Source organism: Microbacterium sp. HA-8 (assembly GCF_046111165.1).
GTDB lineage: Bacteria > Actinomycetota > Actinomycetes > Actinomycetales > Microbacteriaceae > Microbacterium.
This window is the reverse complement of sequence record NZ_CP162025.1, coordinates 2,242,424-2,268,787: the sequence shown is the minus strand read 5'-3', so window position 1 is coordinate 2,268,787 and position 26,364 is coordinate 2,242,424. Positions and strand designations below refer to the sequence as shown.

28 protein-coding genes and 1 pseudogene are annotated in these 26,364 nt (G+C 68.7%); 14 read left to right on the top strand and 15 right to left on the bottom strand.

The window, feature by feature from the left end; all coding sequences use genetic code 11:
* Positions 1 to 17 precede the first annotated feature (17 nt).
* The 7 genes from AB2L57_RS10845 to AB2L57_RS10815 form a co-directional block, all read right to left on the bottom strand.
* Positions 18 to 1,229 (bottom strand): glycoside hydrolase family 3 N-terminal domain-containing protein, encoded by a 1,212-nt coding sequence (locus AB2L57_RS10845; RefSeq protein WP_292812193.1) that lies wholly within the window; start codon positions 1,227 to 1,229, stop codon positions 18 to 20.
* 34 nt (positions 1,230 to 1,263) lie between these two features.
* Complete coding sequence (locus AB2L57_RS10840; protein ID WP_409047081.1) at positions 1,264 to 2,355, bottom strand: putative zinc-binding metallopeptidase; 1,092 nt, start codon at positions 2,353 to 2,355, stop codon at positions 1,264 to 1,266.
* Positions 2,356 to 2,398: 43 nt separating this feature from the next.
* On the bottom strand, positions 2,399 to 3,955 hold the full coding sequence (locus tag AB2L57_RS10835; protein WP_292812197.1) for a polysaccharide deacetylase family protein: 1,557 nt from the start codon (positions 3,953 to 3,955) through the stop codon (positions 2,399 to 2,401).
* Positions 3,952 to 4,470 (bottom strand): hypothetical protein, encoded by a 519-nt coding sequence (locus AB2L57_RS10830; protein ID WP_292812199.1) that lies wholly within the window; start codon positions 4,468 to 4,470, stop codon positions 3,952 to 3,954. Before AB2L57_RS10830 ends, AB2L57_RS10835 begins: the two co-directional genes overlap by 4 nt.
* Before the next feature lie 70 nt (positions 4,471 to 4,540).
* Positions 4,541 to 5,182 (bottom strand): pyridoxamine 5'-phosphate oxidase, encoded by a 642-nt coding sequence (gene pdxH / locus AB2L57_RS10825; protein ID WP_292812201.1) that lies wholly within the window; start codon positions 5,180 to 5,182, stop codon positions 4,541 to 4,543.
* 474 nt (positions 5,183 to 5,656) lie between these two features.
* Positions 5,657 to 6,778 (bottom strand): hypothetical protein, encoded by a 1,122-nt coding sequence (locus AB2L57_RS10820; RefSeq protein WP_409047080.1) that lies wholly within the window; start codon positions 6,776 to 6,778, stop codon positions 5,657 to 5,659.
* Positions 6,775 to 7,164, bottom strand: a complete 390-nt coding sequence (locus tag AB2L57_RS10815; RefSeq protein WP_409047079.1) for a hypothetical protein — start codon at positions 7,162 to 7,164, stop codon at positions 6,775 to 6,777. Before AB2L57_RS10815 ends, AB2L57_RS10820 begins: the two co-directional genes overlap by 4 nt.
* A gap of 106 nt (positions 7,165 to 7,270) precedes the next feature.
* Between AB2L57_RS10815 and AB2L57_RS10810 the strand changes: the two genes are divergently transcribed.
* Positions 7,271 to 7,558, top strand: coding sequence for a hypothetical protein (locus AB2L57_RS10810; protein ID WP_409047078.1), 288 nt, complete (start codon positions 7,271 to 7,273; stop codon positions 7,556 to 7,558).
* Between the two features lie 104 nt (positions 7,559 to 7,662).
* On the opposite strand, the gene AB2L57_RS10805 is transcribed toward AB2L57_RS10810, so the two are convergent.
* The 7 genes and pseudogenes from AB2L57_RS10805 to AB2L57_RS10775 all read right to left on the bottom strand — a co-directional run bounded on the left by AB2L57_RS10805 (position 7,663) and on the right by AB2L57_RS10775 (position 15,832).
* Positions 7,663 to 8,022, bottom strand: a complete 360-nt coding sequence (locus tag AB2L57_RS10805; protein WP_409047077.1) for a hypothetical protein — start codon at positions 8,020 to 8,022, stop codon at positions 7,663 to 7,665.
* Positions 8,019 to 8,348, bottom strand: coding sequence for a hypothetical protein (locus AB2L57_RS10800; protein WP_409047076.1), 330 nt, complete (start codon positions 8,346 to 8,348; stop codon positions 8,019 to 8,021). The genes AB2L57_RS10805 and AB2L57_RS10800 overlap by 4 nt, the downstream gene beginning before the upstream one ends.
* A gap of 50 nt (positions 8,349 to 8,398) precedes the next feature.
* A complete protein-coding gene (locus AB2L57_RS10795; protein ID WP_409047075.1) occupies positions 8,399 to 9,415 on the bottom strand; it encodes a hypothetical protein in 1,017 nt (338 codons plus the stop codon).
* A gap of 212 nt (positions 9,416 to 9,627) precedes the next feature.
* A complete protein-coding gene (locus tag AB2L57_RS10790; protein ID WP_409047074.1) occupies positions 9,628 to 11,034 on the bottom strand; it encodes an IS1380 family transposase in 1,407 nt (468 codons plus the stop codon).
* A 102-nt stretch (positions 11,035 to 11,136) separates the two neighbouring features.
* A complete protein-coding gene (locus AB2L57_RS10785) occupies positions 11,137 to 11,487 on the bottom strand; it encodes a hypothetical protein (RefSeq protein WP_409047073.1) in 351 nt (116 codons plus the stop codon).
* 179 nt (positions 11,488 to 11,666) lie between these two features.
* On the bottom strand, positions 11,667 to 14,450 hold the full coding sequence (locus AB2L57_RS10780; RefSeq protein WP_409047072.1) for a hypothetical protein: 2,784 nt from the start codon (positions 14,448 to 14,450) through the stop codon (positions 11,667 to 11,669).
* A 171-nt stretch (positions 14,451 to 14,621) separates the two neighbouring features.
* Positions 14,622 to 15,832: pseudogene (locus AB2L57_RS10775) on the bottom strand (integrase core domain-containing protein).
* 835 nt (positions 15,833 to 16,667) lie between these two features.
* On the opposite strand from AB2L57_RS10775, the gene AB2L57_RS10770 reads away from it, so the two are divergent.
* From AB2L57_RS10770 to AB2L57_RS10710, 13 genes are all read left to right on the top strand, one after another.
* Entirely contained in the window at positions 16,668 to 17,150 is a 483-nt protein-coding gene (locus AB2L57_RS10770) for a hypothetical protein (RefSeq protein ID WP_409047071.1), read from the top strand.
* Complete coding sequence (locus AB2L57_RS10765) at positions 17,147 to 18,415, top strand: hypothetical protein (protein ID WP_409047070.1); 1,269 nt, start codon at positions 17,147 to 17,149, stop codon at positions 18,413 to 18,415. Before AB2L57_RS10770 ends, AB2L57_RS10765 begins: the two co-directional genes overlap by 4 nt.
* A gap of 64 nt (positions 18,416 to 18,479) precedes the next feature.
* Entirely contained in the window at positions 18,480 to 18,875 is a 396-nt protein-coding gene (locus tag AB2L57_RS10760) for a hypothetical protein (RefSeq protein WP_409047069.1), read from the top strand.
* Positions 18,876 to 19,547: 672 nt separating this feature from the next.
* Positions 19,548 to 19,916 carry a hypothetical protein gene (locus AB2L57_RS10755; RefSeq protein ID WP_409047068.1) on the top strand — a complete coding sequence of 123 codons (369 nt, stop codon included), beginning with the start codon at positions 19,548 to 19,550 and terminating at the stop codon, positions 19,914 to 19,916.
* A 71-nt stretch (positions 19,917 to 19,987) separates the two neighbouring features.
* On the top strand, positions 19,988 to 20,515 hold the full coding sequence (locus AB2L57_RS10750; RefSeq protein ID WP_409047067.1) for a hypothetical protein: 528 nt from the start codon (positions 19,988 to 19,990) through the stop codon (positions 20,513 to 20,515).
* A gap of 118 nt (positions 20,516 to 20,633) precedes the next feature.
* Positions 20,634 to 20,918, top strand: a complete 285-nt coding sequence (locus tag AB2L57_RS10745; RefSeq protein WP_409047066.1) for a hypothetical protein — start codon at positions 20,634 to 20,636, stop codon at positions 20,916 to 20,918.
* Positions 20,919 to 20,968: 50 nt separating this feature from the next.
* Positions 20,969 to 21,226, top strand: a complete 258-nt coding sequence (locus AB2L57_RS10740) for a hypothetical protein (RefSeq protein WP_409047065.1) — start codon at positions 20,969 to 20,971, stop codon at positions 21,224 to 21,226.
* 120 nt (positions 21,227 to 21,346) lie between these two features.
* Entirely contained in the window at positions 21,347 to 21,469 is a 123-nt protein-coding gene (locus AB2L57_RS10735) for a hypothetical protein (RefSeq protein ID WP_409047064.1), read from the top strand.
* A 41-nt stretch (positions 21,470 to 21,510) separates the two neighbouring features.
* Entirely contained in the window at positions 21,511 to 22,698 is a 1,188-nt protein-coding gene (locus AB2L57_RS10730) for a DNA-methyltransferase (protein ID WP_409047063.1), read from the top strand.
* 16 nt (positions 22,699 to 22,714) lie between these two features.
* Positions 22,715 to 23,050: a hypothetical protein gene (locus AB2L57_RS10725; protein WP_409047062.1), complete on the top strand. Its 336-nt coding sequence runs from the start codon at positions 22,715 to 22,717 to the stop codon at positions 23,048 to 23,050.
* A gap of 16 nt (positions 23,051 to 23,066) precedes the next feature.
* Positions 23,067 to 23,402: a hypothetical protein gene (locus AB2L57_RS10720; protein ID WP_409047061.1), complete on the top strand. Its 336-nt coding sequence runs from the start codon at positions 23,067 to 23,069 to the stop codon at positions 23,400 to 23,402.
* 14 nt (positions 23,403 to 23,416) lie between these two features.
* Entirely contained in the window at positions 23,417 to 23,905 is a 489-nt protein-coding gene (locus AB2L57_RS10715; protein WP_409047060.1) for a hypothetical protein, read from the top strand.
* A gap of 20 nt (positions 23,906 to 23,925) precedes the next feature.
* Complete coding sequence (locus tag AB2L57_RS10710) at positions 23,926 to 25,671, top strand: hypothetical protein (RefSeq protein WP_409047059.1); 1,746 nt, start codon at positions 23,926 to 23,928, stop codon at positions 25,669 to 25,671.
* 17 nt (positions 25,672 to 25,688) lie between these two features.
* Here the strand turns inward: AB2L57_RS10710 and AB2L57_RS10705 are convergent, their stop codons facing one another.
* Entirely contained in the window at positions 25,689 to 26,285 is a 597-nt protein-coding gene (locus AB2L57_RS10705) for a hypothetical protein (protein ID WP_409047058.1), read from the bottom strand.
* Between the last annotated feature and the right edge of the window lie 79 nt (positions 26,286 to 26,364).

The following is a 26,364-nucleotide window of genomic DNA, read 5'->3' as shown; positions in this document are numbered from 1 at the left end:
GGCGACGGCCGTGCCGCTCAGCCCACCGGGGCGCAGGAGTCGCAGCGTGCTGCACCCGCGCCCGTGGCCCGGGCAAGGCGCAGCTCGATGACCCGGGTCGCCGCTTCGTGCAGCCGATCGGGCGAGAGCGTCCCCGCCGAGGCCGCCTGCGCGATGCCATCGATGACCGCTCTCGCTCGGGCGACGGTCGTGTACGACACTCCCAGCACCATGTCGTTGCCCGCTGCCACGGCGGCCACGGCGTTCGCGACGGGATCGGCGTAGGCGGGATCACCGGAGGCCTCGAGCATCGCCATGTCGTCGGTGATCGCGACGCCCTCGAACCCCAGCTCGTCGCGCAGGATGTCGTGCCAGGGCGCGGAGAGGGAGGCGGGCGCCGCATCCACCGCCGTGTACGCCAGGTGTCCGAACATCACGAGATCCGCACCCGCCTCGATGCCTGCGACGAAGGGCGGAGCCTCGGAGACCCGCCACTGCTCGAGCGACATCGCGGTGGAGGGGATCACCCTGTGCGAGTCGCCGGGTGCCGCACCGTGTCCGGGAAAGTGCTTGATCGTCGAGGCCACGAAGGGCGCCTCCCCCGTCACCGCGGCCGCCACCCGCGGCGCGGCCTCATCCGCGCCGGTTCCCAGCGCACGCCGGTAGATGAAGGACCCTGAGTCGCCGGTGACATCGGCGACGATGCCGAAGTTGACGTCGATGCCCGCGTCGCGCACAAGAGCGCCGCGACTGCGGAATGCCGCCGCGACAGCATCCGCCGCCTCGTCCTTGAGGGTGAGAGAGGCAGCGAAGTCGTCGGTGCGCAGGCGCCGCACGTCGCCACCCTCCTGATCCACCGCGATGAGCGGCGGAAGGGCGGGATCGGCGGTCATCGCGGAGGTCACAGCGCGCACGGCGGCGGCATCGGCGCCGGCGGGGACGTTCGCGCCCATGATGATGAACCCACCCGCCTCCGTCTCGCGCAGAAAGCCGCCCAGCGCACCGGGATCGGTGCCCGGCGTGTGCACCATCACGATCGCCGCCGCCTTCTGCTCGACGCTCATCGCCGCCACGATCGCGGCCGCACGCGCCGTGAGGTCATCGTCCGTCGCGGCGACGACCCGCACCGGCGCGCCGTCCGCGGCCTCGTCCGTCGCGGCGCCCGCGACCTGCGGCGCCGCCGCCATCGACACGAGCGCCGCCGTCAGGATCGCCGCAGTCCGCGAGAGGGCGTCCCATCGGCTTCGCATCAGACCAGCCTATGCGGGAGGCTCGACACGCGGCCTAGGTTCTCGCCTCGTCGGGATGGGAGGCGAGGGCGAGGGCGATCTGCTCGTCGTGACTGAGCGGCGCCTTCGTGACGATGTCGTGCACGAAGGCGAGTTTGTGGCGTACGGGTCCGACGAGCTCGAACGGGTAGAGGTCGCCGAAGCCCATCGACCGGTTGATGCGGTTGAATGCCTGGCTCATCCAGTCCCAGTCCGCCAGGAGCCGCTGCACCGGCTGGTCCTCGTAGCTCAGGAGCGGTTCGACGTCGGTGTCGCGCAGGTTGGTCACGCTCGCGTCGATGTGTATGCCGATCGCGGCCGCCGTGCGCAGGGTTCCGGTGATGTGCAGGTAGTGCGCGAAGGTCTCGGCGAAGTCCTCCCACGGATGCATCGTGGCGTACTCCGAGATGTGCGACGCGCTCCAGCCCTGTGGCGCGCCCTGCGCGTAGTGCCGGGTGATCGCGTCCTGGTAGCTGGTGCGCTCGTCGCCGAAGAGCTCGCGGCATCGCGCCCACGCGGCGTCGTCGCCCAGCAGCACGTTCTGGTAGTAGTGGCCGACCTCGTGGCGCAGGTGGCCGAGGATCGTCCGGTAGGGCTCGCCGAGACGCACCCGCAGCGCCTCGCGGCGATCGTCGAGACTCTCGGCCAGGTCGATCGTGATGATGCCGTTCGCGTGCCCGATGATCACGCGCTCCCCCGTCGAGAGACTGGAGATGAGATCGAACCCGAGCCCGCCGGGCCGCACATCCCACGGGACGATCGGCAGACCGAGCTCTCCCAGCTGCAGGAGCAGGCGGCGCTTCGCCTCTTCGACGCTCCCCCACTTCTCGAGCGCGATCGTGTCATCGGATTCCGGGCGCCGCCGCGTCAGCCGGCACGAGAAGCACTGCCCGGCGGGCGCGTCCTCGCGCACGAGCCAGTTGCACCCCCACCCTCGATTAGAGCACGTGTACCAGGTGACGCCGTCGATGACGACCTGACCCTGGCGGATTCCGTAGAACTGGCGATCGAGCAGATTGAATCCCAGTTCGGCCTCGCAGTTCGGGCACTCCCGCATGCTGAGGTAGACGAAGTGGCGGCAGTGCGGGCAGCGGGGGGCGGAACTCACGTCCTCACCGTAGTGCTCCGCGGCGCCGCGTGGTGATCGATCCTCAGGGGCCGTGCCGCACGATGCCGGCGGGTACCGCACCGCCGAAGAGCGCGTCGATCGTGACCAGGCTGAAACCGCGTGCCCGCAGCCCGTCGACGACCTCGGCGAACACCCGCCCCGTCACCGCCTGGATGTCGTGCATGAGCATGATCGTGCCGATGCGGGGCGAGTCGATCGCGAGAGCGGCCAGCGCGCCGTCCTCGGGACCGGTCCAGTCCCGCGTGTCGACCCCCCACATCACGGCGGGCATGCCCGCCACCGCCAGCACACGATCGTCGATGCGGCCTCCGGGCGGACGGAAGGTGGCGACCGACTGGCCGCTCAGAGCCCGCAGCACGTCACCGGTGTCCTCGAGCTGCGCCCTGATCTGCGCGTCGGTCAGGTCGACCAGGTAGGGGTGGTTCCAGCTGTGGTTGCCGATCTGGTGGCCTTCCGCGGCCACGCGACGCACGGTGTTCGGATTGCGCTGTGCGTTCTGGCCGAGCATGTAGAACGTCGCGGCCGAATCCCTCTCCCGCAGCACGTCGAGGATGCCGGGTGTCAGAGCGCCCGGGCCGTCGTCGAGCGTGAGCGCCATGCACGGCACCAGATCGCAGGGCGTGCGATCGAAAGCGGCACCCGCCGACACCGGGCCGGCGAAGGCACCCGAGGAGGAGCGGATCGCGTGCCCCAGCTCGGTCAACAGCGGTTCGACCGCGGACATCGGCAGGGCGACGCGCACGGGATGCTGCGCATCGGGCGTACGCCACGCGCCGAGGCCTGCGAGCTCGGGCGTGGTGAAGCCTGTGGGAAGGGTGAGTATCACCTCGTCCGCCCCCAGGTATGCGTCGCCGAGTGCCGCCGTGAGCGCCGCGAGCTGATCGGGCGTGGGCGGGACGATCGGCGCGAGGCTGAGCGCGCCCGCGGTGCGGCGCAGGGTCTCGACGAGCGGCTCCCACACGGCGTCGGCATCGGCGACGAGTGCCGCGCCGGTTCCCACCTGACCGGTCGAGAGGTCGGTGAAGATCGTGGTGACCTCGTCGGCGTCTATCCCCGCGGCGCTTCCGCGCACGGTGCGCAGACGCTGGACGAGGACCGTGCCGGCGGCGTGCACGATCTCGCACACGACCACCGTGTGCGTCTGCGGGCCCGCACCCAGCAGGTCCGGTGCCGGTGCCGACGTCGACCCGGGCTCGCATCCCCTCCGGTCGAGTCCGGCGGAGCGATCGTGCACCTGAGGTATGTAGCCCACCCCGGAAACCGCCACCTGCGCGTCGATGGCCGCCCGCACGACGCCCTCGACCGCGTCGTTCACGGCCTGGGTGCCGGGCACGTAGCTCCACCGCGCGTCGATGCCCGTCGCATCGTTGCGGATGCGCTGCGGCACGAGCGCGACCGCATCCGGCGCGGGCTGAGGCTCGGGATCATCGGCGACGACCCAGCCCGTCTCGGCCCAGGACGCGGGCGACCACGCCGCATCCCGCTCCGGTGCGCACGCGCTGAGCGGGACGACGAGAGCGAGGACGGCGAGGGCGATGCCGCGCGCCGCGATCGCGCGTCGCCGCCGCTTCGCGGTCACCCGTGCACCTGGATCGAATCCAGCAGACGGGCAAGCTCCGCCTCGAACCCCTCGACGGGGCTAGCTGTGAAGCGCACCAGAGTCTGCCCCGACACGACGGCCCCGGAGATGACCGACCCGTCCGCGGAGCGAGCGTGCAGCAGCATCCGGCCCTCTCCGATCTGCTCGGTGCTGGTGCGCCCGACAGGCACGGGCGCGGCGTCATCGATCGCCGTGCGCGCATCCACGCCCGCGAGCACCTGGACCTCGATGACCGTGCCACCGTCGGGGGTGACCACCCCGACCCGAGAGCGATCGAAGGGCGCGGGACGGACCGCCCAGCCGCCGGGTACGTCGATCGTCGCCTGCCCGGGAGCGCCCTCGATGTCGATCGTCGTGTCGCCCTCGAGCACGCGCGTCGTGGCCGCCGTCCAGATCTGCGGACCGGCGGTCGTCGCGATCACCCCGATGACGACGGTGACCACCGCCACGGGCAGCACGATGCCGAGCACCCGCATCGCCTGCCCCCTGCCCACGAGCGCATCCTCTCAGAAGCCGTCCACGGCGCCCGTCGACGCGCCGAGCGTGCCGCCCCGCGGCCGCGGGTCAGGGCTGCAGGCGGACGATGCGCCAGCCGGAGCCGTCTGCCGCGCGCCGGTAGACCAGGCGATCATGCAGCCGCGAGCGGCGCCCCTGCCAGAACTCCACCTCGCGGGGCAGCAGGCGGTAGCCGCCCCACTCGGCCGGCCGGGGAACGGCATCGCCCTCCGGGTGACGCGTGCTCTCCTCTTCGAACGCCCGCTCGAGCTCCGCCCGCGACCCCACGGGGCGCGACTGGGCGCTCGCCCGGGCGGCGATCGCCGAGGCCCGGGGGCGGGCGGCGAAGTAGGCGTCGTCCTCTTCGTCGGTGAGCTGCTCCACCCGACCCGTGACGATGATCTGCCGCTGCAGTGCGTACCAGGGGAACAGGGCGGACGCCTGCGGCAGATATCCGAGCGCGATCCCCTTGCGCGAACGACGATTCGTGAAGAAGCACAGCCCCGCGTCCACTCCGCGCAGCAGCACGGTGCGACTGGCGGGCGCGCCCGAGGGATCGACCGTGCCGAGCACCATCGCGTTGGGCTCGGCGACGTCCGCCTCGGCCGCCTCGTGCAGCCACGCGCGCAGGTGGGTGAGCGGGTCTGCGGCCATCGTGTTCTCGTCGAGCGCGGCGAGGTCGTAGTCCTGTCGATGCTGCAGCGGATCCATGGCGTGCCCTTCGTCGGGGCGAGGCTATCAGCCACCCGGCCGGGCCCGGCGGCGGCACTTGCCCCGCCTGCGCTGCGCGCGGGCACACCTGCGGACGCCGCGTGCGACACGCCGGGCATGTGCCCCCGGCATCCGGCGTGTCGGCACTCAAGTCCGCCGTTGTGCTCGGCGCGGGATGCTGGGGCCACGACCGACGGGGAGACCCGAGTCGCCGGGACTCGGGTCTCTGCGGCGACAAACACAAAATCCCCGGCAGAACCGGGGATTTGGTGGACCTGAGGGGACTCGAACCCCTGACCCCCTGGCATCAGGTCAAGTGTCTGGGGTGATCCTGTAGTGACCGCATTGGGCCTGGAGAACCCCCGGAAAATCAGGGATGTCCTGCCGTGCCCGCGGAAACGCGGGGTTCGAGTTGCGGTCACCAATGCGGTCACTCCTTGCTCAATGCGGTCACTATGCGGTCACTCAATGCGGTCACCGCTCGGGCACGACGCCGGCGGCATCAGCCCAGGCTTGCAGCGTGCTGGTGACCGTGGCCAGGTCGTTCGTCGCCGAAGCCAACCCGAGGGGCACGAACATGGCCACCACCTCTTCTTCGGTGAAGGTGTCCATCCACGTCACGAACAGGTCGCGGGTGTGTTCCCCGTTCTGGTCGACGAGCATCTCGAGCATGTCCCGCCGCAGCCCCGCACCCATCATCCGCAGTGTGGCTCGCGTCCGCGCCGGCACTGTGCCTGCGTTCCCCCAGGCGGCGGATGTGGACTCGTACCCGACCGAGATGTCGAGCGCGGGCGGTAGCTCGGGTAGGTCGGTGCGCCCGGCGATGAGGATCGGCAGAGCCTGAGCCCTCACCCACTCTTCGATGTCACCGAGCTCATGCATGAGCGTGCGCAGCTCCCCAGTGTGCGGACGGCGCACCATGATCTGCGGCCAGAGGTTCACGCCGACCTGGGTGCCCATCGGGACGGAGATGATGACCGAGCCGATCTCGGTGATGTCCTGATGGGTGGAGGCGCGCGGGTCACGGGGTTGCCCATCGACATCCACTCGCCCCAGGCGCACGACCGAGACCACCGGCTCGCGATGCTTGGAGGCGTTGGTGTACTCGACGAGCAGCTTGAGTGGGTGGACCGTGTGGTCCTGGCGATGGTACGGCTGTAGGCGCTCGATCCGGGAGGCGAGTTCGCCCCCGGCGACGAAGAGACCAGTGGACTTCCGATTCTTGTGCCGCGTCCACGTCTCGAAAGACTCGGGTGAGCTTGTGGCCGGGATCTCGACGGCCTTCGATTCCAGGTCCGTGAGCTCGCGGCTCAGTCGATCACCCACCTCGGCGTACAGGGCGTGCTCGATGAGGTTGCGGGCGTTGTTCAGTGCATCGGCGAAGAGTCGGGGCACGGCTTCCGGCAGCGGATCGACACCAGTGAGCACGAGGTGCTCCATGCCGTCGGAGTAGGTGCTTGCAAGTTGGAGGGGGTCCGCGGCGAGATAGTCATGCGTGATCGCTGAGAGGCGAGCGATGCACCCGTCGATGTGAGCGGCGGTGTAGAGCGCCCGCTCGTGGTGCGCCGGGAGCCAGGGGGCGGAGACCATCGTCACGTAGCGGTGACGACGTCGGCGCCGCCGTGCTGCTCGCAGTAGACGCCCACCCAGCCGCCCTCGACGCTCGATGACCCAGGAGCACCGCACGCTTCGCACATTCGAGAGGACGCGATCTCGGCGGCACGAACGGCAGCGCGGAAGGCGACGAGGTCATCGCCCGTGACGGTCGTGGTCGTGACGTAGTCGAGCCTCCCGAAGTCGGCCTTCACCTGACGCACCGAGTAGTCGGGGTCAAGCGCCGCGAGCTTCGCGTCAAGCTCCCCCACCATCGCCCACCACCCTTGGCCGATGCCGATCCGCCGGAAGCCCTCGGGCATGCGGGCGCGCACCGGGTCGAGGACGGCGTCGCTCTCGCCGGGGAGGATGCGGGTCACCTGATCCATCACGCCAGTCTGCCGGACGGGGCCGACTGTCGGGCGTGCCACATGATCTCCAGATGTGGAGGTCTCCTGGCACCCCTGTGTCCGCGGATCGTCGTACGGTGCACGCATGAGCCGCCCGCTGAGCCCCGACACCCGACTCGGTGTGGCCATCGCCGCCGCATGCAGCCGGCACGAGCTCACCGCCGATCCCGGCCAAGCCGTCGCAGAGATCATCGCCACCGCCGGTGATCACGACGACATCCTCGTCCGCGAGGTCGGCAGCTGGTGCGGCTACTACGAGTCGAGCTACAACGCGATCCTGAGAGGGGCGCTGCTCGAGGCCATCCCGGGATCCCCCCTGTACGTCGAGGAAGGTCGGGCCCGAAGGGCGGCGGGGGCGCACGCCACGGGCTGATCTCGTGGCGCAGTTACACACCTGACTCTGAGGTGTAAGTGTCCGCCACGACCTGGCCCCGGCTCATCTGAATACTGCAGCGAGATATCCACCCGTGCCACACACTAGGACCGCCCGGTTCCCCAGAGGTACTCACGGTCCCCGCGTGCCGCACCACTCACGTACTCCGTGACCGCGGCCGCGAGGCTCTCCACCTGCGCTGTCGTCAGCTCGGGACGGAGCCGCGGTACCTCGTGGCGGATCTGCCGCTCACGGCTCGTCGCGCTCATCGAGGCGATCCACCACGCCAGCTGCTCGTCGAAAGCACCGAGCCCGTAGTCGAGATCGGTGAGGCACCAGCTCTCCACCGCGGCGACGATGGCGATGACGATCTCGAGGCGCTGGCCGCTGACACGGGCGACGGACTCTGCACGATGACGAAGCCGCGGATCGGTGATGACTGCAGGGCGGAGGTCGACGGTCATGCCGCCACCTGCTCCCCGGCAAGGGCCCGTGCCTCCGCGATAGCGCGAGTCATCGTGCGCTCGACCGAGGCTGCCACCACGGACAGCTGCACACCGGAGATCTTGAACTCGGCGGGGTCGAGCGCTCGGATCCATGCTGCGGTCTCGGCGGGGACCAGGTGCGGTGCACGCAAGCACGCCACCATCAGAGGCGCGCCTTCGCGCGGCTGCCCCATCAGGGTCATCGCGGCGCGCGCACCGGCGTTCAGGGCGTGCATGCTCGCGCGCTGCACGGGGTCAGCCACGAGTGTGGCGAGGGGGTCGGGGCGGGTGGCCTTTCGTGGCATTTCGATTCTCCTATCGGGGTGCCGGATGTGGTCGCCGGCGGTGGATGTGGTCAGGCGGTGCGGGACATGGTGACGAGGCGGTCCACCATGCGGTGAGCGCGGCCCTCAAGCTCGGCCTTGCCCTCGGGGGTGCGAAGGTACGCGAGACGTGCTTCCCGGGCTTCGGGTGTGGCGTAGTGCGTGATGCTGGTCATGACTGCTCCTGGGTGGTGTGGTCGCCACCTGCCGGTCGGCATGTGGATGATGCGGTCGTGCTGAGCGAAGGGCGGGGAGTCGTCGGCCGGCTGGTCATCGGTGTGCACCTGGCCTGCGCCGCTCGGCTCCTTCTTCGCTTCTGCCCAATACCCTGCGGCGAATGAGGCGGTCATCTGAGGCTGAACCTGGGAATTAGCTGTGAGGCTCTGTGCGGGTTCCGGGGCCGCGACCGTCTCGGAGGCGGGAACCTCGGCTGCCGGAGTGGCGTTCACGATCTCCACCTCGGCCGGCGCTTCCGCTTCGACGACGGGAGCGACCTCGACCACTGGGACGGCAGGCGCTGCCAGGAGCACGTCGAGCTCGGCCTGGCGCTGTGCGGCGACGGTGCGGTGAGCCGGCGTTCCGGCGGCCTCACGGGCGGCGGTCATAGCGTCGCGGACGACGTCGGCTCCCGCCTTGCGGAGCTTGCGCTTGAGGGTGGTCTGGGCGTTGCGGGTGAGGTCGTAGTCGAGGCCGGTCTCCTCCGAGATGGCGCGGGCACCGGACACGGCGTCGGCACCGTCGAAGCCGTACTCGGCGGTCATGACGGCGAGCTCGGTGTCGGTCAGCGAGAGGCGCTCGCGGAGCAGGTCGTAGCCGGCGGAGGTGAGGGGCACGGCGCGGCGAGGTGCGACGGCCTGTGCTTCGAGGTGTGAGGTCCAATCGTCATCGTTACCGTCCAGAGGGGAGAGCGAGATGGGGCGGACGATTGCCTGGATGGCGATGGCCTCGGCGAAGTCCTCGTCTGAGGCGGCACCCTTGAACCCCTCTCGTGCGAGGACCTCGCGTGCGGCGTCACGGTCACCGGAGCACTCGGTGAGTGCACGGGTCAATCGGCGGGCGCTAGCACCGATGACGGCCTGGGCGGGTCGTCCGGCGGTGAGGTTCTCGAGGCGAGGGCTTAGCCCCGATCCACCGATGAGCCTCGGGGTGGCTGGGCTGGCGTGATCGGTGTGCGGTGACGCGTCTTGGGCATGGCGGAGTTCCGGGCGTCGCATCCCGGTCGTCCACGTTGTCCTCGGTCATGCCGCGGTCGCGGCGATGGTCAGCTGGCCGTTGCCGGTGGTGGTGCGTGCGTGCTCGTGAAGAGCCTGTCGAATGCGATCTGCCAGGGCCACGCTTCGGGCAGGTGCAGCGTGATCCTCCGTGCGGAACGTGCCAGTCGTGCCGGCACTGAGATGAGGGTGCGTCGGATCGTCGCGGTCGTCGCTTTCGCGAGTCGGCCGCCGCGGTCGGCGAGGATTCCGGCGGCACGGGTGAGGTTGAACGCGATCACGGCGAGCACGAGCCAGGCGCTGTTCGCGGCGAACACCCCGGACGGGAGGTGAGCGAGGGGCCCTTGTTTGAGGTCGGCGTGGACTTGCTCGATGATCGCGTGAGCGCGGTGGGTCTTGTCCGCGACCACCGTGCCCAGCGCTTCTTTCGCTGTGGTGGTGAAGAACGCGTGATGCCGGAAGACATCGAACAGCGTCGGCTGCTCCACCCGCGTCGGATTGAGGTCGGGGATGCGCCGGACCACGAGCCGACCATCGATGCGTTCGGCCTTCTTCCGGGAGCGGAACGCGGTGAACGGCACCTCGGCGACCTCGGCTTTCGAGATCCACCGGCCGGTGGACTCGTCGCGGATCGCGTTCGGGTACTCGATCGTCTCCCACGCGTCCTCGCCTATGGTCGCGATCGCCGCTTTCACCGCGGGGTCCATCCGGACCGTGACCGACACGTCCGCGCCGGCCTTGATCGCGGTGCCGACGGTCGCATAGCCGTAGAACGCGGAGTCCGCCCGCAGCAGTGGCCGCGCTCCGTTCCCGAGATTCATCCGGCGGAGAGTGGCGAGGGCGTCGCCGACGATCCGTGCAGCTCCTTTCGGGGACCCGGTCTTGCCCTGCCGCAGCCGCTGGCCGAGGATCACCGGCGCCGACGCCGACGTTGATGCCGTGGCGAGAAGGGCATTCAGGCCGCGGACGCCGGAGTACCCGAACCCGGCGCCCTGCTTCTGGTATCCGTGGACCTCGATGATCGTGTCGTCCAGATCCACCATCACCCGCTCGCCGGCGGAGATCTGCAGAAGTGGCGCGTTGACGGCGAGGTTCTGGACGACGCGGGTTGCGACGGCGTCGAGCTGCCGGACGTGGCCGAACCGGAACTCACGCAGGAACGATCCCAGCGTCGACGGCGCATACGTCCTGTCGAACAGTCGGCCCATCCCACCGTGGCGGAGCACGTTCATGTCGTCGATCGAGTCCGCCCCCGCGAGCATCCCCGCGACCAGTGCGGAGACCTTCGCGCCGGCGTTCGAGCCCTTGTCAGTCGGGACGCTCAGCCGCTCTTGAGCCAGTTCCATCAGCCCTGCGTGCTGCGCGAGTCGCAGCATCGGGACCAGCCCGGCGGCCGACACGAGATTCGGGTCATCGAAGACCGCTGACACCGCGGCAGGGGCATGCTTGAATTGCATCTACGAGATGCCTCTCGGATCGGTCGAACAGTGGCCTAGACAATCACTATTCTTCCCGGTCAGAGGGGCATTTCCGTGTCACGGCACCCGCTCAACACCTCACTACATCGGTGGATCGAGGCTTAGCCCCCGGCCGAGGTACCCGTTGACCCAGCCGCTGTAGCTTTCGATGCCCCCGGACTTCGCGACAGAGCCGTCGTGAAGCAGTGCCGCCTGCTCGAAGAGGTAGGAGACTCCCTCGACCTCATCCATGCGGCCGACCCAGCGCACCGCGGGGGTGAGCCGTTTCATCACCTCGGTCCAGAGGCGGTCCCGCGTGCGACCGGTAGCGGCTGTGGCCGCGATGGACAGCGTGCGGTCGGTCACCGCCTCTCCGAGTCGGAGGTCCATGAGGACCTCGTCGGGGTGGACGGTGGGGCTTGTGGTCGATGCTTTCTCCTGCATATCCGCCATGTACGCGGCACTCTCGAAACCCTGTTCGGGTGTGTATCCCGGGCGTGTCGCGGGCCGCGTAGCCGGTCGAACTCCCGCCGAGGTGGTCTCCCGGCGGGTCCCCTATGCGTCTCGCCTCAGAAACGACGAAGACCCCCTCCGGCGGTGAGTCCGGAGGGGGTCTTAACGGGTGGGACGGGTCAGCTGAGCAGGTCGCGGAGTCCGTCCCAGAGGATGACGACGCCGCGGACACGGGCCACGTCGGTCGCCTTGTCGTCCTCGATCTCGGAGGCGGAGAGTCGCACCCGGTCCACGACCGCCGAGGTCCAGTCGGGGATGAGATCCTTCTCGCCGTCCAACGACGCCCACGCCGCAGCCGCGGTCGAGCCGGAGGGGATGAGTGCCGGGAACTCCTTCGCCGCCTTCGTGAAAGCGGTCGTCGTGCTGAGCACGGCGAGCACCTGGCCGGAGTCACGGTGGGCGCCCATCGCGCCGACAGCGATACCGCGCGGCTTCCAGGTCTCGCCGTCCATCTGCCATCCCGCGGCGATACGCTCCGCGGGTCCACCGACGGGCGGGAGCCCGGGGTTCACCGCGTTGGTGAGGTGAGCCATGCCCGCCTCGAGCAGGTTCGCGACCGCACGCAGTGCCAGTCGGCCGGGAGTGTTCTTCGCGTGCAGCGCAGCAGCAGCCATGGCGTGGGCGGTGAGGGCCTCGGGGATCGTGTCGTCGAGCACCTTAAGCGTTGCGTCGCCGGAGAGGTTGCCGCCGGTGTGCTCGAGTGCACGGGAGTACGCGGTCATCAGAGCCCACACTGGGCCGTAGAGCGCGGAGGCCTTCTCCACCTGGCGGGCCTGGCGGGAGAGGTCAGCAGTCCCGAGGAGCCGGGATGCGATGTCCTCGACGTAGGCGGCGGCCTCGCCGTAGCACTCGTCCTCGGCGAAGCGCACCCGGTCGGTCCACGTAGGGGTGCCCTCGGTGTGCGACCCGTTCACCCACGACCGGGCGGCGTACCCGACGATCCTGGCGAACAGGCCGTCCGCGACGGCCTCCTCGAAGCGCTCGCGTCCACCCTCGACGAGCAGGCCGGACCCGACGTTGACCTCCCAGGTGCGCTGGCGGATGGACTCGACCGTCGGCGCGTTCTCCGCGGTCACGATGAGGTGAGCGACCGCCGGCGGGACAGGTGCGTCACCCATGCGGCGGCGGGGCGTGCCGTTGAAGACGCCACGGATCATGTCCTCGACCGACGAGGTGCGGGTGGACCCGCGACCGGCATCGCTGTTCGGGGCGAGGTCATCCATCACCCAGATCGGCGTCTGCGACAGAGCGACCTCGGTCGAGGCCACAGTGTCCGCCGCGGTGCCCGGGAGAGCGTGGTGGGTCCACGCGCCCGCGTAGGCGTTGTAGCCGGACATGATGCACGAGGCGAGGTACGACTTGCCCTTGCCGGCGCCGCCCGTGACGTAGAGAACGGAGCCTGCGCCGCGGGCGGGCATCGTCGGGCGAAGCATCATGCCCCACGCGATGGCCGCCACCTCGGGCGAGGCGAACGCGCCGAACCAGATGTCCAGCGCCTTCCGGAGGTCGGCGACGAACGCGGTCTCCCACTCCCGGTGGGTCATCTCGCGGTAGTGGTCCTCGACACCCCATGCGCTGGCACGGGGAAGCACAGCCGGGGTGAGGCCGCTGACCGTGGACTTCTCCTCCGCCTCGGTTGCCGCGATGACGGTGGACCCAACCACGAACGCACCACCGCTACCGGTGGGCAGCCACCCCATGGTCGCCCAGCCGTTCGTGACGTCGACCTGCGAGGAGGCCTTCGACGCGGCGAGCCACGCCTTCATGTCCCTCGGCGGGTAGTGCGCGTGGGTGAGAACCGCGGCCGGGAGCTTCATGGCGCCGGCACGCAGCAGGGACGCCCAGTCACCGTCGCGCGACGCGGCCATCGCCGACGCCGGCATCCGCACGTCGAACGTCTGCACCTCGTCGAACTCCGCGTCACCGTCGTGCGGGAGCACGTGGAAGCGGGCCACGATCTCTTCGATGGACGGGGCGTCCACTGTGTCGAGGACACGGCCGGTGCGGCGCTCCTCCTCCACCGGCAGGCGAGTCGAGCGGACCTCGAGGATCTCCAGACCGATGTGGCTGCGGACTTCCCAGCGGGGCTGGCCCTTCGACCCGTCGGGCAGGACGGAGGCGATGAGCTCCTCGACGATGGCGGGGCAGTCCTTGCGCACGCGCCAGTCGCCGACCTTGTGGTCGGGCTCCGCCTGCGGCTCCGGGGGCAGGGCCGACGCGATGAGGCCGCGCTCGGGATCCATCAGGTCGCCGTAGAAGCTTCCGATGCGCGTCAGGTACTCATCCATGCCGACCTTGGCGTCGGAGTCGATGCCGGCGACGATCTTGGCGACCTCGACTGCGGTGTCCCACAGCGCGATGGCGTAAGTGCCGGTCCCGGTGCGGCGGGACAGGAACGTCATGGCCCTGTTCGCCTGCTTCCAGACCATCGGGTTGACGCTCAGGTCCCCGTCGAAGGCGACGAACGCCCGACGGCCCTTCATGCCGATCTCGCGCAGCTCGTCCGGGCGCTCCCACATGGTGACGGAGGCGGCGCTCACGACGAGTACGCGGACGCGGGCGGGCATCCCCTCCATGAGGTCGTGCAGATCCTGACGTGCCTGCTCCGGGGTCTCGCGGACTGCGAGCTTGTCGGCGTCGTACGTCTCGAGCAGCTGGGCGGAGAGCACGGAGTCACCCTTGAGGAGTCCCTCGATGAGGAGGATGTCGTCACCGCCCGTGAGCCAGGAGGCGGGGGTGGACGGGTGGATGTCGAGCTTGAAGTCCGCGCCGGGGAGGCTCAGGTACTTGCGGGCCTTGCCGGTGCGCTCGTCGATGTCCGGGGTGGAGGGGCGGAGCTGCGACAGGGCCCGGCGGGCGGCGATACCGTCCTCGGCGACCGATGCGATGGAATGCCACGGCATCACCAGGACGTCGTCGAGGCCACCGTGCAGGGACTTTTCGATGAAGCGGCTGGCGACGAGTGTCGTGAGGGACGTGCGCTCACGCTCGGCTGTGGCCTTGGCCTCATCCTTCGTGGTGACGACGGAGTAGCCGCGGGTGTGATGTCTCAGGACATGGGTGACGGTTCTGCATCAGGACATCGGTGACACTTCTTGTATCAGGACATCGGTGGCAGTTCTTTGGGTTTGGGTCCGCGGGGCCTGCCGTTGCCGACGTAGCGGATGCCGGGTGGTGGCCAGAGGTGTTCGACGATGAGGGTGCCGCGTTCGTCGAAGACCATGATCCCGGCGGGCTCGTAGAGGACGAACACGTCCTGTCCGCGCATCGGGTAGCTGATGTTGAAGATGCAGCCGCGGACCTTGATTGATCCGTTCGGATGGACTGTCGCGACGCGGATCCCGTCGAGCACCCGACCGTTCGGCGAGGGTGCCGGCGGGAGCGGATCGTTCGGCTTGCGTTTGATGGTTCGAGGTCTGGGCGGGGTCGCTTTCTGTGTCGCTTCCCACGCCTGCAACGGTGTGATCCGGCCGGGCAACGCCTGATGCGGGCGTTCGGTGTTGTAGATGTGGTCGAACCGGTCGACCTGAGCCTGCAGTTCTCGGAGGTTGCCGGCGATGGGCTGCTTGTCGAGGTAGCGGAACAAGGTCTGGTGGAACCGCTCGTTCTTGCCTTGCGTGGTCGGCTTGTAGGGCTTCCCGGTGATCGGTTCGACGCCGAGCCGGGACACATACTCGACGAGCTGCCCGATGATTCCGCGGCGTGAGGGGTTCAGTGCGATGCCGTTGTCCGACAGCAGCCGCTGAGGAACACCGTGACGTTTGATCGCCTTGCGGACCACCCGGATCGCGTCTCTGGAGGTCTCGCCGACGGCGGCGTGGGACGCGACGGCGTAGCGGGAGTGGTCGTCTATGAGCTGGAAGATCACGCATTTGCGGCCGCCGGCGAGGACGTACTCGGTCGCGTCGAGCTGCCAGCATGCGTTGGGCGCCGGATACACGAACCGGCGATACGCGGCCCGCGGCTTCTTCCTCGGCTCGACTCGGGCGACACCGGCCTCCCGGAAGATCCGCGCCAGAGCAGCGATCGACGGCACCGGTGCCATCCCCAGGGCGATCATCTTGTCGTGCACGCTGATCGGCCCGTGATCCAGCCCGGACTCCTCCAGCGCGCGCCGCACCCCCACTGCCTGAACCTTGACGTCGTCGGCGATGGCCGTCGGGCTGGACTTCGGTCGCCGGCTCCGCGGCTCGAGCGCCGCGGCCTGCCCCTCGACGAGGGCGCGATTGCGGATCGCGTAGAACGTCTTCCGCGAGATCGAATGCTCCGCGCAGAACGTCGTCACTACCCCACGCGGCGCATCCGGCGGCCACTGCGCGATCGCGAGACGGACACGAGGATCGACAGGCTCAACACGGCTCATCCCTCACAAATAGAGGAGAAGTGTCACCACCAAACAGCCCCGAACTGTCACCGATGTCCTGATGCAGACTCGTCACCGATGTCGTGAGACATGACACGGAGTAGCCGCGGGCCTGGGCGACGAGCGGGGCCACTCCGGAGTCGGAAAGCTTCCAGGCGGCGCCGCGCTTGACGTCGCGCTCGAGGCCGTAGTGGTCGGGGCCCCACGGGGTGCGGAGGGCCGGGCGGATGATGGGCTGGGTAGTGCTGTCGATGTGCATGAACAGTTAGGGCTGTGAGCAGCCCCGATCTGCAACAGGCAGATCGACCGCAATGGCACGGCAACCGAGCTGCTGGCCCAGCTGGCCCACCCCTGGCCCACCCCTGGCCCACCCCTCGATCCCAGTCGGGAGTAGGGGAAGGTGCCTTCTGGCCCACTGGCCCACTACCTACTACCTACTTGAAAACTTGAAAGAGAAATATTTATTGGAGAGGTTCAAAACAAAACATTTCTAGCCCCTATATAGGGGTGTTGTACGAAAACGCTGGCCCACTGGCCCAGCAGCATGAAGAACCGCGGAATCACGCGGATCTTGCAGCCGAAATGGGCCGATTTCTGGCCCAGAAGGCCTGGCCCACCCTGGGCCACTGGCCCACCAGCGGTAGCTGTGAGCCTCGTTACCCGGGGATCCGCACCTCCTTTCGTCGCGCGCGAGCGTGTGCGCACGTATACAGGGGTTCGTGTTGCAAATCAGGGTCCGGCGCAGCCCTAACTGTTCATGCACCAGTACAGCATCGACAGCCTCCCCGCCCGGTACCTCCGGGCCCTGGAAGCCGCGCACACCGCCACCCGCAGCCCCGACCGCTACGCCTCAGACGAGCGTGTCAGCGGCACCGTGGATCCCCGACGCCTGCCGGCACCCGCAGGAGCCCTACAGCTCCTGGTAGAGCTCACGGTCCTCGGCGACTCGGCTGGCTCCGGCCGGCTTCACCCGCTCATCGAGCACTACATCCCCACCGACCTCGTCGAGGCCTACGCAGCACTGCTCCTGACCCGTGAGCGCGGCATCGACCACCGTGTCGTGATCTCCACCCGTCGGCCGAGCCTCTCCCCTGCGCAGGTCCGTGACATCACCCGGAGCGTCTGGATGCGGCCACAGGGCGGCCTCTCGGACCGTGTCCTGGACATCGTGCTCCTGGGCATCGAGGGCGCGCTTGAGGCCCTCCACGAGGCGGCAGACGAGGCGGGTGAGCGACTGTGACTATCCCCTTCACCGAGAGCCTGGACCTCCTCAGTGCCACCGAGCGTGACATCGTCCTCACCGCACTCCACGACCGATCCCTGACCGTCTCGCAGGCCCACACCATCATCGGTGTCATCACCCCCATCAGCCGATCCACCATCGGCCTCACCCGCCAGCGGATGGATGCCGGCGAGATCGACATCGCCTACCCGACGCTTCGGCCCGTGACCGACGAGCCGGCCGCCTCGGAGATCGTGTCCAAGCGCGTCACCCGCCGTGAAGGCCCGCGAGGTGTCACGACGACCACGGCGATGACTCTCCGTGATGACCGCAGCGACATCGATCTCCCCGCGACGATGGCCTACGTGCGGGAGCAGGCCGCCAAGCGTCACCGCACCCCGCGTGTCCCCCGGGTCGCAGAGCGCGTCGGGATCATCGTCATCGGCGACATCCAGCTCGGCAAGGTCGACGCCCTCGGCGGGTCCCCCGAGACCATCGCCCGGATGGCCGACATGAAAGAGCAGGTGCTCGCCCACGCCGCCACACGCGGCCTGACGCGCCTCATCATCGTCGATCCGGGCGACATCGTCGAGGGCGTCGAAAGCGCCGGCGGTAAGGGCATCGAGAGCAACGATCTCAGCCCCATGATGCAGGTGGACGGCGCTTGCACCATCGCCACCGAGCTCGTCGTCGAAGGCCACGACCGCGTCGCGCCAGTGACCTACATCGCGGTGCCCAGCAACCACGCGGCTTTCAGGAAGGGCGGGGTCACATACGGCAACCCCGCGACCGATGACTGGGGGATCATGGTCGCCCGTCGGGTCGAGCACACCGCCAAGCTGCTCGGCCTGGACGTCACTGTCGTCACCCCTGATGTGAAGCTCCGGGAGGAAGCCGTCGTGGTCGAGGTGTTCGGGGAGAAGATCGGTGTCGTCCACGCGCACCAGACGTCCCGCCCCGACGGGGTGAAGAAGCTCGCAGCTGGCCACGCGGTGAACGGGGGTGCTCTCGGCGGCGCCGCCCTCACCATCACCGGGCACTTCCACCACATGCGCCTCGAGCCCCTGGGTCGCACCGCCTCGGGGCGGCAGGGGTGGTGGCTGCAGGCGATGACCGCCGACAACGGATCCAGCTGGTACGCGAACCTGGGCGGCGACATCTCCGACGCAGGGATCGTGTACGCCGAGTTCACCCGCGAGGGGCTGGACATCGCGGCCCTGCGGCCCTTCTACGCGGCCCACGAGCTCGCCCGGCCCCGCCCACAGGCTCACGTCGTCGTCTGACACTCGCAGCACACTCAGCGCCCCCGGTCACCACTCGACCGGGGGCGCTGCGCATGTGTAGGGCGTGCCTCGCCTCATCGCCACCCGCCGTGCCTACAACGCCGCCACCGGCACCGCGCACGACATCTCCGGAGCTACGCCCGCCGCGCTGGCGGAAATGATCTCCCGGCTCCGCGCAGGCACGACACTGACCCTCTGGCATGACACCGTGAGCGATCCGGGCCACCTGGCCCGCGTCACCCGAGTGCGCACCGGCGAGCAGATCGTCGAGGTGCTGGACGGTGACGCACTGCGCACCGTGATCCCCGCCGACGCCTGCCCCACCGTCGCACTCATCCCGACCCCGGCCGGCTCCCGCATCAAGCCCCTCGCCAGCATCATGGATGCGGCAACCGCAGCACGGGTCGCCTCCGAGTGGATGCGGTCTGGCGAGCTCACCAGGGAGTGGATCGCCACTTGATCCGCCGGCTGTTGCAACTGCAGCCCTTATACAAGTAGAGGGAGAAACGCCGGCAGCGACGCCGGCCCACATCCTCTGCGCGGATCTCCTGTCGATGCATGCACCGCGCCGCCCCCGGTCACCTCACCCGTGACCGGGGGCACTCAGTCTCTGCACACGCACCCGCCACTCCCACGCCCGCTGACCCCATCGAGGGCCGGGCCCGCCGACCGGCACCTGGCACCCGCCGCACAGACTCCCCGCCGCCGACTCACCCTCGGCGGCGGACCCCATACCCGTGACCCACCGCCCACTCTCAAGCCGCCGAGCGCGCCCTCTCCTACGCGCTCACCCGACCCCTGGCGAGGGTCACCGTGCACCGCTCACCCCGGTGCACACTGCTCCCCCCGGTCGCCGCTGTGGTCGCTGCGGCCGGGGGTTGAGCACCTCCTGGACGATGCGCCGAAAGCGGCGCCGGCATCGACGATCCAGCTTTTCTCAGCCCCCGCTCTTCGCCCATACGCGGTCTGCGGAGGCCTCCCAGCCTCTCCCTGTCCCCAAACCAGACACCCGCTCATGTCACGACTTCACGCACATCACGCCCACTTCATGATGCGCACCGACACTCCGACCACTCGCACGACCCGCCCACCCGGGCACCTTCGACCACTGACCATCTGGGAGACCTCACACGTGTACAGCCTTCGCCTGCGCCACACCTCATCCGTCCTGACCGCCATGCTCATCGACGCGGCACAGTGCGACCTGCAGACCGTCGTCGGGATCCTCCACCCGGCAGCCGACCCGGCACACGCAATCACGCTCACCCTCCCCTCCGATGACCGCCGCCTGCGCCTGTGCCGACTGCATGAGCTGGGGGCGGAGCTGCTCACCACGATGCTCCAACAGCTGCTCCCCGACCCGCACGATGACACCGCCATCCCCTCGGACCTGCGCCTCACGGTCACCGCCACGCACCCGCCCCTGCATCACCGCTCGCTCTCCCCGATCCGGGACACCGACCACGTCACCATCACCCTCGGCTACACCGCCACCGCGTAGGCCTCATCGCCTCCGGCGGCGCCTGCCGCGGGCTCTTCTCTCGATCTATGGGCTCGACCACGGAGGCCACCATGACCGTCTTCACCGACTGCCCTGCCGGGCACGAGTGCACCGGCCTTTACGTGACCGAGACCGCTGGCTTCATGACCGCTGACGTCGAGGCGCCTGACGGCTGGCACGTGACCGTGGAGACTCACGGCCGCACCGGTCGCACTCCGGTCACCCGCTACCACTCCTGCTACCCGCGTGCGGATCGCACGCCCCGCCAGCAGGCCCGCCTGTCCCCGCGGACCGGCTCCGAGTTCGACCGGCATGTCCCGTACGCGGTCATCAGTTACGGCGGTGACGCAGCGCTCGGGGATGTGCTCCACGCTCACGGTGTCCGCCTGGTCGAGACCGACCTCGAAGGGCAGCGCCGACTGATACCGCCGCCTAAGCCCAAGGGCATCTGGACGCCGGCGCTCGGACGCCCGGTGTACGCCGATGAGGTGATCCCCGAGCCAGCGAAAGCTGAGGCTCCCGTCGTCTGGGCGGCAGGTACGGTTGTGGATCCGTTCGCCGGTCACGCGTACATCGAGCGCGAGCGCATCTACTTCTGACGCGCAACACGCCGGGCGAAACTCTTACCTGGCAGTTTCCTGAGTGCGCGGCACATCCGCCGCAGGGTATCTCGTGAGGCGGACAGAAGCCTCACGACCACAACCCCAGGAGTCCGACATGACCAGTACGACCTTCGACCAGACCACCCCCGGCTTCCTCGACGCGGACGGTGACCTCACCGCCGTCGGCGAGGCGGCCCTCGACGCACACCTCGAGACCGTGAACGCGGCCCTGCAGACATCGGCAGCCGAGCACGGCGTCACCGTCGAGCTCACCGACCACGCGCTCATCACCGGCCCCGACGGGCTCACCGTCACCGCCGGCGGCGCCGACGACCTCACCGAGTCCCCGGCCCAGTGGGTCGCGTACGTCACCGCCGCCCTCGAGGCAGCACAGGCCTGACTGAGACGCAGGGTCGGGCATCACGCCCGGCCTGCATCTCGGGTCACACCATGACTGTCACCATCCACCCCATCAGCCGCGTCACCGGACAGCGCATCGACATCGGAGACACGCTCGTGACCATGCCCCGCACCATCGTCGTCACCTTCGACGAGGTGCAGGAGCAGCAGCTTCGAGACGCACACGCCACGCTCGCCGCGATGGTCGATCTCCTCGACCGGCAGGCAGCCGCCGAACGCTGCGTCCGCCGGCCCTCGCCTCGTGCTCACGTGCGCACTGCACCAGAGCCACTCGACGGGAACCCGTAAGAAATCCTGACGGGTTCCCCGGGGTGGGACCCCCTCCCCCGGGGCCTCTCCCCTGCGGAGGGCGCTGTCGCTCGGGCTCCGGCGGAGTTACGAAAATCTGAGCCCGCCCACGGAGGCCCCATGAACACCCAGCACGGCGCAGCCCGTCCCCTCCCCTGCGGCGGCATCGTCGCCCCGCTCATCCTGCTCACCCCCGCGCTCGCGGTTCTCGGCTGGGCCATCTGGCTGGCAGTCACACTCTGACCCCCGAGCCGCCCGCTTGCACAACACGCCAAGGAGGCGCCATGACTGCCACCACCCGCGTGCTGCACGCCGACGCGCTCACCGCGCTCGCTGACCTCCCCGACAACTCGGTGGACTCCATCGTCACCGACCCGCCGTACGGGCTCGCCGACCTCAACCCGGCCCTCATCGCCGACGTCATGACGCGCTGGCTTTCGGGGGAGCGTGATGCCGCCCCGAGCGGTAAAGGGTTCATGGGTAAGTCCTGGGACTCGTTCGTTCCGCCGCCCGCCATCTGGGACGAGGCGCTCCGTGTCCTCAAGCCCGGCGGTCACCTGCTGGCGTTCGCCGGCTCACGCACCGTGGACCTCATGGGGCTCAGCATCCGGCTCGCCGGGTTCGAGATCCGCGACCAGATCCAGTGGATTTATGGGACGGGCTTCCCCAAGTCGCTCGACGTGTCGAAGGCCATCGACAAGCAGGCCGGCGCGGCACGTGAAGTCATCGGGTCTAAGGTCGGGCTGCCCGGGTACTCGACTGCCTCGGGCGGTGAAAGCGAGTGGGGAGGTTTACGAGGTAACCCCTGCAAGGAGGCAGAGGTCACCGCTCCCGCCACCCCCGAAGCAACCACCTGGCAGGGTTGGGGCACCGCCCTCAAGCCCGCACACGAACCCATCGTCGTCGCCCGCAAGCCGCTCATCGGCACGGTCGCGGCGAACGTCCTGGCGCACGGCACGGGCGCCCTCAACATCGACGCCTCGCGGATTGGGACGGCCGGAGGCGCTGGCCGCTACGTCAGCGGCTCCGAAGGCACCGAGACGGTCACCGCCTACGGCGACGGGCTGAACGGGGGGAAGCTCCGCGACGACACCATGCAGGGTCGCTGGCCCGCGAACGTCGTGCTCGACGAGGCCGCCGCCGCGGTACTCGGCGAGCAGAGCGCCGACGTGTCGCGGTTCTTCTATGTCGCCAAGGCCCCGAAGTCCGAGCGCCCGATAGTGAACGGCGCCGCTCACCCGACCGTGAAGCCTCTCACCCTCATGCGGTACCTCGTGAAGATGGTCACCCCTCCGGGCGGTACCGTCCTCGACCCGTTCGCCGGGTCCGGGACCACGCTCGAAGCGGCCGCGGCCGAGGGGTTCTCATCTATCGGTATCGAGATGGACGCGGGCTACATCGACCTCATCACCCACCGGCTTGCTCGCGCCGGCATCACCGCTCGCATCGACCCCGTATCCATCGCGGCTTAACCCACACGGAGGCCTCATGACAACCGTCTACGACTACTCCGCAACCAGGTCGTTTCCGCGTGAGCCGACACCCGCGCACATGAAGCAGCTCCACGTTCGCACCGACAGAGACATGGCCATCGCGATCCGGTATGAGGGCGATGTCACGCCAATCGCACACCAGGCCGCGGCCGCGCTCGTACCGCACGGGCTCATCGCACAGGTCTACTTCCTTCACTGCGAGGACTGCGACGTGTGGCTTGACCCGGTTTCGTTCGCACCGCCGAAGGGTACCCATTGCACCTGCGGTGAGGACGACTTCAAGACGGCAATCTCCATCCTCGCGGCGTACCCGAACACACTCGATACCTGACACCCGGAGGTACCTGATGGCTTGGACCCGACGCCATGAGCCTCTCCCCGGTGACTGGAAAGCCCGCCGCCGAGACACCGCGATCCGCGCCGGCTGGCGCTGCGAGGGCAAGCTCGAAGACGGTACCCGATGCCGTGAGCCCGGCGCCGAATGCGACCACGTCATCAACGTCCGTTCTGCCGAAGGCCGGGCGATGGGCGCCCGCGTCCACGACCTCATCAACCTGAGCTGGCTGTGCGCGGGATGTCACAAGGCGAAGACGCAATCCGAGGCCCGCGCCGCCTACGCCCAAAAAGCCGCGCTTGGACGTCACCCCGGCGAACGAAACCACCCCCATTACCGCAAGCGCTGAGAGAAGGAGGGACCATGGCCCCACGCGGCCCCGTCCCCGCCGACGACACCGGCAACTGGGAGTACATCCTCGACACGCCGAACCGAAAGGCTCCGCTCGTCAAGCTCCCCGAGTCGCGGGGGACCACGGACGAGGGCGAGACCATCGCCTGGCATCCGCTCACCAAAGCGTGGTGGGACACCGTCCGTGCACTCCCCCATACCGCCGAATGGCGCGCGGATGAGTGGCACGCTCTCGTCGGCCTCGCCTACATCGCCGACACCGTCTACTCCACCGGGCAGGCAGCCGCTCACGCTGAGTGGCGCCGAGGATCCGACGCGCTGGGCCTCACCACTGAGGCTCGACGGAAGCTGCGCATCAAGCTTGTCGACGCAGAGAAACTCGCGCAGCTCGCCCCGCACAAGGTACCCGCCAAGCCCGCCCGCAAACCCAAAGCCATCCCGGCAACGCCCGCGCCCTCGAAGCGGGATGACCGCCGCGCCCGCAGCACTGCGCGAGCCTGACCGTCCCGCAGGAGGGCGCCATGAACGACGCCCCCGAAGACATCCCAGAGTCCGAACTCCCCGCCTTTGAGCGGCTCTGTGTCCGCATGCCAGGCCACGACCGTGACCGCAGCCTCGGGCATCTTGCCGTCTCGTGGACCGAGCACTTCATGCGTCACGGGCGAGGCGACAAGCAGGGCGAGCGGGTGGAACTGGACGATGTCGTCTACGACCTCGTCGTCGACGCCTACGCTCTCGCCGAGAACGGCCGTCGCCTCTACGACGAAGTCGCAATCGTCCTCCCCAAGGGGTCCGCTAAGACCGAAGCTGCGAGCTTCATCATCGCTTTCGACGTCGTGGGTCCCTCCCGCTTTGCCGGCTGGGCCGAGGGCGGCGAGGTGTACCGCCAAGGCACGTTCGAGTACGTCTATGAACCCGGCGAACCCATGGGTCGCCGGATCCCGGGAACCGACGGCCGTATGGCTGCCGTGTCGGAAGATCAGGTCAACAGCTTCTATCGCGCCACCCTCGGGTTCAACTTCGACCCGGACAACGGCAACGAGCTCACCCGAATGGGCGAGATCATCGGCTTCGATACCTTCGCCCGCCTCGGCGACGGTGGACGAATCACCCCGCTTACCTCTGGTGCTGATTCCAAGGACGGCGGCCTGGAAAACATCGTCGTGTTCGACGAACCTCACCTGTACACGTCCAAAGAGCATCACGCCCTGGTCACGCGCATCAAGAACAACCTGGTGAAGCGCAAGCTTGGGCAGCCTTGGGCGCTGTACATCTCCACGATGTATCAGGCTGGTGAAGGATCCACCCTCGAGAACCTGCACCGCAAGGCCCAGGAAATCGCCTCCGGGAAGATCGTCAACCACGGCACAATGTGGGACTCCCGCCACGGCGGCGTAATCGCGGACCTCTCTGACGAGAAGCGCCTGCGCGCCGTTCTCGAGGGCGTGTATGGCCACCGCGACTGGGTCGACTACGACCGCATGGTCGCGATGGCGCAGGACCCCACCGAAGACCCCGCCGACTTCCGCCGATTCTTCCTCAACCAGCAGGCCAGCGCCGCCACGGCCTACGTCTCCCACACCGAGGTCGCCGCGCTCACCGCACACGCTGTCCCCCCGCTCGCCAAGGGCGACACCATCACGCTCGGATTCGACTACGCGCCCGGGTGGAAGGGCGGCAAGGCCAAGCGAGTCCCCGACTCCACCGCGCTCATTGCCGTCCGCCTCTCCGACATGTCCATCCACAAGGTGGGCCTATGGGAAGCCGAGGCCATCGGCGAGCTGCCGAAGGAAGCGTGGAACCCGCCGAAGGCCGAGATCAAGGCCCGCATCGACGAGGCGTTCAAGCTCTACAACGTCATCGGCCTCTTCGCTGACCCGACCGGGTGGACGCAGGAGCTTGACACGTTCACCGCCCGCTACCACTCGAAGCTCAAGGCGAAGGTCACGGCCGCCCGCCCGATGTACCGCTACATGAGCGGTGCGAGCGCGGCGAGCTTCGGCAAGCAGGTCGAGGACTTCTACGAGGCCATCCTCGCCGGCGGCCTCCGCATGGCCGCCGACCCGGACCTCATGCGCCACTTCACCAACGCCCGCCGGCTCTCTACCCGCTACGGCCTACAGCTGCACAAGAAGACGCCAGACTCCCCCGACAAGATGGACGCCCTCATCGCGACCATCCTCGCGTGGGAGGCAGCCCGCGCCGCCCTCAACCGGGGCATCGGCGCCGAACGCAAGCGCCGCCGCGGCTTCGGCAACCTCGTCTGAAGGCCGATGGATGTCAGCTAGTCCACTGGCTCGACGACTCCTTCCAGGGGCTCGAGCACACCGCTCTCCTCGTCGTAAACAGGCTCAGGAATCGCTCGCTCTTGCCACGGGTAGATGGACTCGTCGGGCAGATCCTGCACGTACCCCCTGGTCTGCCATACCAAGTCGGACATCAAGTACACGGACGCGGCAAGCGACGCAGTCATGATCTCGTCCCGCTCCTCCTCAGTCTGGCCCTCATAGGAAACGACGAAGGGAGCAAGGCCGAACTCGAGCCCGCTAGAGATCTCGTCAAGCGCGGCGTCAAAAGCACTGCCAGTAGGCACGATCCCCGGAAGGACACAACCACGCCAGTACCTCATCGGAAGGTCGCTGGTCCGGAATCGCAGGGCTTCGTTTGAAATCACCTCTCGGTGCGAGCGATACAGGACCTCTGAGGCGTCGGTCTCAATCTCACCGAGAACATCCAGACAGCTGGTTCTCAACTCATCGAAACGATCCTGACGATCTGCGCGCGAGGAGTCCACGGAGACAAGAAGTGCCAAGGCACTGACTACCAGCGCCAGCGCGGATACTAACGGCGTTCCCCAATCGCGCGATTCACGCTTCCCCATGCGGTCATCCTGTCCGGCCAACCGCCCACAGCGCAATCCTGCCTCTCAACAAGGAAAGGGAGCGCCCCACTGAGTTGCC

Excerpts from the sequence above, each read along its gene's own strand:
- AB2L57_RS10845 (WP_292812193.1), bottom strand. The coding sequence starts at position 1,229 with ATGCGAAGCCGATGGGACGCCCTCTCGCGGACTGCGGCGATCCTGACG.
- AB2L57_RS10735 (WP_409047064.1), top strand. The coding sequence starts at position 21,347 with ATGAACACCCAGCACGGCGCAGCCCGTCCCCTCCCCTGCGGCGGCATC.
- AB2L57_RS10780 (WP_409047072.1), bottom strand. The coding sequence starts at position 14,450 with ATGCCGTGGCATTCCATCGCATCGGTCGCCGAGGACGGTATCGCCGCC.
- AB2L57_RS10805 (WP_409047077.1), bottom strand. The coding sequence starts at position 8,022 with ATGACCGTCGACCTCCGCCCTGCAGTCATCACCGATCCGCGGCTTCGT.
- pdxH (WP_292812201.1), bottom strand. The coding sequence starts at position 5,182 with ATGGATCCGCTGCAGCATCGACAGGACTACGACCTCGCCGCGCTCGAC.
- AB2L57_RS10725 (WP_409047062.1), top strand. The coding sequence starts at position 22,715 with ATGACAACCGTCTACGACTACTCCGCAACCAGGTCGTTTCCGCGTGAG.
- AB2L57_RS10705 (WP_409047058.1), bottom strand. The coding sequence starts at position 26,285 with ATGGGGAAGCGTGAATCGCGCGATTGGGGAACGCCGTTAGTATCCGCG.
- AB2L57_RS10810 (WP_409047078.1), top strand. The coding sequence starts at position 7,271 with ATGAGCCGCCCGCTGAGCCCCGACACCCGACTCGGTGTGGCCATCGCC.
- AB2L57_RS10790 (WP_409047074.1), bottom strand. The coding sequence starts at position 11,034 with ATGCAATTCAAGCATGCCCCTGCCGCGGTGTCAGCGGTCTTCGATGAC.
- AB2L57_RS10715 (WP_409047060.1), top strand. The coding sequence starts at position 23,417 with ATGGCCCCACGCGGCCCCGTCCCCGCCGACGACACCGGCAACTGGGAG.
- AB2L57_RS10785 (WP_409047073.1), bottom strand. The coding sequence starts at position 11,487 with ATGGCGGATATGCAGGAGAAAGCATCGACCACAAGCCCCACCGTCCAC.
- AB2L57_RS10710 (WP_409047059.1), top strand. The coding sequence starts at position 23,926 with ATGAACGACGCCCCCGAAGACATCCCAGAGTCCGAACTCCCCGCCTTT.
- AB2L57_RS10740 (WP_409047065.1), top strand. The coding sequence starts at position 20,969 with ATGACTGTCACCATCCACCCCATCAGCCGCGTCACCGGACAGCGCATC.
- AB2L57_RS10750 (WP_409047067.1), top strand. The coding sequence starts at position 19,988 with ATGACCGTCTTCACCGACTGCCCTGCCGGGCACGAGTGCACCGGCCTT.
- AB2L57_RS10730 (WP_409047063.1), top strand. The coding sequence starts at position 21,511 with ATGACTGCCACCACCCGCGTGCTGCACGCCGACGCGCTCACCGCGCTC.
- AB2L57_RS10815 (WP_409047079.1), bottom strand. The coding sequence starts at position 7,164 with ATGGATCAGGTGACCCGCATCCTCCCCGGCGAGAGCGACGCCGTCCTC.
- AB2L57_RS10800 (WP_409047076.1), bottom strand. The coding sequence starts at position 8,348 with ATGCCACGAAAGGCCACCCGCCCCGACCCCCTCGCCACACTCGTGGCT.
- AB2L57_RS10745 (WP_409047066.1), top strand. The coding sequence starts at position 20,634 with ATGACCAGTACGACCTTCGACCAGACCACCCCCGGCTTCCTCGACGCG.
- AB2L57_RS10720 (WP_409047061.1), top strand. The coding sequence starts at position 23,067 with ATGGCTTGGACCCGACGCCATGAGCCTCTCCCCGGTGACTGGAAAGCC.
- AB2L57_RS10770 (WP_409047071.1), top strand. The coding sequence starts at position 16,668 with ATGCACCAGTACAGCATCGACAGCCTCCCCGCCCGGTACCTCCGGGCC.